1 protein-coding gene is annotated in these 255 nt (G+C 51.8%); it reads left to right on the plus strand.

The annotated features are described in order from the left end of the window. Positions 1 to 255 (plus strand): GTP-binding protein (locus ACO0K3_RS19505; protein ID WP_422987510.1); only part of this gene is annotated, 255 nt, incomplete at both ends.

A 255-nucleotide genomic window follows, 5' to 3' on the forward strand; every position in this document is an offset into this window, starting at 1 on the left:
ATCACGGTAAAACCACTCTGACAGCAGCGATTGCGACAGTATTGTCCAAGAAATTTGGCGGCGAAGCCAAAGCATACGACCAGATCGATGCAGCGCCAGAAGAAAAAGCGCGCGGTATTACCATCAATACAGCCCACGTAGAATACGAAACAGCCGGCCGTCACTACGCCCACGTTGACTGCCCAGGCCATGCTGATTATGTTAAAAACATGATTACTGGCGCGGCGCAAATGGACGGCGCGATCCTAGTATGCT

Source organism: Undibacterium sp. Rencai35W (assembly GCF_049340185.1).
Lineage (GTDB): Bacteria > Pseudomonadota > Gammaproteobacteria > Burkholderiales > Burkholderiaceae_D > Undibacterium.